This is a genomic window from Streptomyces sp. FH025, assembly GCF_017427025.1.
In the GTDB taxonomy this organism is placed as follows: domain Bacteria; phylum Actinomycetota; class Actinomycetes; order Streptomycetales; family Streptomycetaceae; genus Kitasatospora.
Window position 1 is genome coordinate 1 of sequence record NZ_JAFLNG010000661.1, and the last position, 4,308, is coordinate 4,308.

General features: G+C 67.8%; 2 protein-coding genes. Both read right to left on the bottom strand.

Features of this window, described 5'->3' with window-relative positions; translation table 11 throughout:
- Positions 1-223 precede the first annotated feature (223 nt).
- Complete coding sequence (locus tag J0670_RS31560; RefSeq protein ID WP_207815333.1) at positions 224-3,094, bottom strand: vitamin B12-dependent ribonucleotide reductase; 2,871 nt, start codon at positions 3,092-3,094, stop codon at positions 224-226.
- Positions 3,095-3,327: 233 nt separating this feature from the next.
- Positions 3,328-3,825 carry a transcriptional regulator NrdR gene (gene nrdR, locus J0670_RS31565; RefSeq protein ID WP_207815334.1) on the bottom strand — a complete coding sequence of 166 codons (498 nt, stop codon included), beginning with the start codon at positions 3,823-3,825 and terminating at the stop codon, positions 3,328-3,330.
- Positions 3,826-4,308 lie beyond the last annotated feature (483 nt).

Sequence of the window (4,308 nt, forward strand, 5' to 3'; positions counted from 1 at the left end):
CAACGTCCCCGTCGCCCCGGTCACCAGCACCGTCCCCATCACCACACCACTCCCCGAAGAGCCCGAACAGCCAGGACGACCCGGAAGGGCCGCCACCCCCTACGGACCGGACACCGCCCCCGAACGTGACATCGGCTTTCCCGGAACGCGAAAAAGCGGGGCGAGGACCGTGAAGTCCTCGCCCCGCTTCAGGGGTTCACCTCAGGGAGCGAACCCGAGGTCGTCAGCTGCAGCCGCTGGTGGAGCCGCAGCCCTCGCAGAGGTAGCAGCTGCCGGCGCGGCGCATCTTGGTGCCGCAGGAGAAGCAGAGCGGCGCGTCGGCGTTGAGGCCGAGCTGGATCTCCATCAGCTCCGTGGAGTTGTGGGCCTGCTTCTTCGGGGCCGGCTTGTGCGCCTCGACGGCGGGGGCCGGCTTGGCGGCGACCACCGGGGCCGACTGGGCGAGCGACTCGGTGTCGACCTCCTCGGCCTCCAGCGGCTCGTAGGAGCCCGTCTCCAGGTGGCGCTGACGCTCCTCGACGGAGTGGATGCCGAGCGCCGAGCGGGTCTCGAACGGCAGGAAGTCGAGCGCCAGGCGGCGGAAGATGTAGTCCACGATCGACTGCGCCATCCGCACGTCCGGGTCGTCGGTCAGACCGGCCGGCTCGAAGCGCATGTTGGTGAACTTCGCGACGTAGGTCTCCAGCGGCACGCCGTACTGCAGGCCGACCGAGACGGCGATGGAGAAGGCGTCCATCATGCCCGCGAGGGTCGAGCCCTGCTTGGACATCTTGAGGAAGACCTCGCCGAGGCCGTCGTCCGGGTAGGAGTTGGCGGTCATGTAGCCCTCGGCGCCACCGACCGTGAAGGAGGTGGTGATGCCCGGACGGCCCTTGGGCAGGCGCTTGCGGACCGGGCGGTACTCGACGACCTTCTCGACCGCGGCGGGGGCCTCGGCCTTGTCCTCGGAGTCCTTCTTCTTGGCCGAGAGCGGCTGGCCGACCTTCGAGTTCTCGCGGTAGATGGCGAGCGCCTTGACGCCCATCTTCCACGCCTCGAAGTAGATCTCCTCGACGTCCTCGACGGTCGCGGCGGCCGGCATGTTCACGGTCTTGGAGATGGCGCCCGAGATCCACGGCTGGATCGCGGCCATCATCCGCACGTGGCCCATCGGCGAGATGGAGCGCTCGCCCATCGCGCAGTCGAAGACCTCGTAGTGCTCGGTCTTCAGGCCCGGCGCGTCCACCACGTTGCCGTGCTCGGCGATGTGGGCGACGATCGCCTCGGTCTGCTCGTCCTGGTAGCCGAGGCGCTTGAGGGCGCGCGGGACGGTGCCGTTGACGATCTGCATCGAGCCGCCGCCGACCAGCTTCTTGAACTTGACCAGGGCCAGGTCGGGCTCGACGCCGGTGGTGTCGCAGTCCATCATCAGGCCGATGGTGCCGGTCGGGGCGAGGACCGAGGCCTGGGCGTTGCGGAAACCGTTCTGCGCACCGATGCGCAGCACGTCCTGCCAGGACTTGTTGGCCGCGAGCCAGACCGGGGCGTCCAGGTCGTCGAAGGAGACGGCGTCCAGCGAGGCGTCGGCGTGCTGCTTCATGACCCGCTGGTGCGCGGTCGCGTTGCGGGCGTAGCCGTCGTACGGGCCGACCACACCGGCGAGTTCGGCGCCGCGGCGGTAGGCGGTGCCGGTCATCAGCGAGGTGATGGCGCCGGCCAGGGCGCGGCCGCCCTCACTGTCGTAGGCGTGGCCGGTGGCCATCAGCAGGGCGCCGAGGTTGGCGTAGCCGATGCCGAGCTGGCGGAAGGCGCGGGTGGTCTCGCCGATCTTCTCGGTCGGGAAGTCCGCGAAGCAGATGGAGATGTCCATCGCGGTGATGACCAGCTCGACGACCTTGGCGAAGGTCTCGGCGTCGAACGAGTCGTCGTCGCGCAGGAACTTCATCAGGTTCAGCGAGGCGAGGTTGCAGCTGGAGTTGTCCAGGTGCATGTACTCCGAGCACGGGTTGGACGCGTTGATGCGACCGGACTCCGGGCTGGTGTGCCAGTGGTTGATGGTGGTGTCGTACTGGATTCCGGGGTCGGCGCAGGCCCAGGCGGCCTCGGCCATCTTGCGGAACAGCTTCTTGGCGTCGACGGTCTCGATGACCTCGCCGGTCATCCGGGCGCGCAGGCCGAATTCGGTGCCGTTCTCGACGGCGGTCATGAATTCGTCGTTGACGCGGACCGAGTTGTTGGCGTTCTGGTACTGGACGGACGTGATGTCGTCGCCGCCGAGGTCCATGTCGAAGCCCGCGTCGCGCAGGGCGCGGATCTTCTCCTCCTCCTTCACCTTGGTCTCGATGAAGGCCTCGACGTCGGGGTGGTCGACGTCGAGCACGACCATCTTGGCCGCGCGGCGGGTGGCGCCACCGGACTTGATGGTGCCGGCCGAGGCGTCGGCGCCGCGCATGAAGGAGACCGGGCCGGAGGCGTTGCCGCCGGAGGACAGCAGCTCCTTGCTGGAGCGGATACGGGAGAGGTTGAGGCCGGCGCCGGAGCCGCCCTTGAAGATCATGCCCTCTTCCTTGTACCAGTCGAGGATCGACTCCATGGAGTCGTCGACGGACAGGATGAAGCAGGCGCTGACCTGCTGGGGCTGCTTGGTGCCGACGTTGAACCAGACCGGCGAGTTGAAGCTGAACACCTGGTGGAGGAGGGCGTGCGTCAGCTCGTGCTCGAAGATCTCGGCGTCGTCCTTGGTGGCGAAGTAGCCGTGCTTCTCGCCGGCCGCGCGGTAGGTGAGCACCACGCGGTCGATGATCTGCTTGAGGCTCCACTCGCGCTGCGGGGTGCCGACGGCGCCGCGGAAGTACTTGGACGTGACGATGTTGACCGCGTTGACCGACCAGAAGTCGGGGAACTCGACGCCGCGCTGCTCGAAGTTGATCGAGCCGTCGCGCCAGTTGGTCATCACGACGTCGCGCCGCTCCCAGCGGACCGCGTCGTAGGGGTGCACGCCAGGGGTGGTGTAGATGCGCTCCATCCGGAGACCGCCCTTCGGGGCCTTGGCGCCCTTGGCCGCGGCCTTCTCGGACTTCGACCCGCGTGCGGAACCGCTCGTGGTGTCTGTCACTTCTCGCTCCTCCTCCTGGGCAAACGCCCGAAGTGCCCTGAAAAATCCGGGCACCGCTGGTTCGTCTTCCGGTGTGCGGGCAGGCGGAGACCTCGCCTGCTTGCGCACGGTTTGTAGTGTTCTGTGCCCAGTTTTCGGGCACGCGTGGGCCCGGTGGGGCCCGTATGGTGCTGGCGGCCCCGAGGGGGCCTGCGTTGTGTTGGTCCGAAGGGCCCGCGAGGGCCCGGCGCCGCCTAGGGCGCGGTGGCGGGAACGGGCACGCAGGTGCCGTCCGCCTCGGTGGCGGGCCGCTCGGCGCGGAGTTCCGCGATGGCGGCCTCGAAGTCCTCGAGTCCGTCGTACGCCTGGTACACGCTGGCGAAGCGCAGGTAGGCGACCACGTCGAGCTCCTTGAGCGGACCGAGTATGGCCAGCCCCACGTCGTGGGTGGTCAGCTCGGCGTTGCCGCTGGCGCGCACGCACTCCTCGACCCGCTGCCCGAGCTGGGCGAGCGCGTCCTCGGTGACCGGGCGGCCCTGGCAGGCCTTGCGGACCCCGGTGATGACCTTCTGCCGGGAGAACGGCTCGGTGACACCGCTGCGCTTGATGACCATGAGCGCGGCCGTCTCCACGGTGGTGAAACGGCGGCCGCAGTCCGGGCACTGTCGACGACGGCGGATGCAGCTGCCGTCCTCGGTGGTCCGGCTGTCGACAACGCGGCTGTCGGAGTGCCGGCAGAAGGGGCAGTGCACCTCGGGATCCCTCCCTGGCAGGACGTGCGGACTGGTCGAGTCTATGCGATGCGCCCCCGACCTCGGCAAGCCGATCATGTGGCGCGACCACTAGTACTGGGCACGGAGAGGACTGTAGCCACTACATCTAGGACTCTGGGGGAAGTGACACCCCTGGCGTGTCGGCGCCGATTAGACTTCCGGAGTCGACATCCGGTCGAACATTTACTCGATGTACAACAAAGCCTTGATCGAGTCAGCCAACTCCCGAATAATTCACTCGAACGTGTGTTTGGCGCAACCTTTCGATAGGAGGCGCGTTGGGCTGGAAAAGGGAGAGGACAGCCGTCGAGAGGGGCCGCCGTGAACACCATCGAAAGCAACACCATCCCGGTGCAGGAACACTCCCAGTTCAAGGTGGGGCAGCGCACCACGAATCAGCAGGGCGTGGACATCAGCATGGACCGTAGCGAAGACCCCCGACTCTCCGGCCCGGCCCTTTCC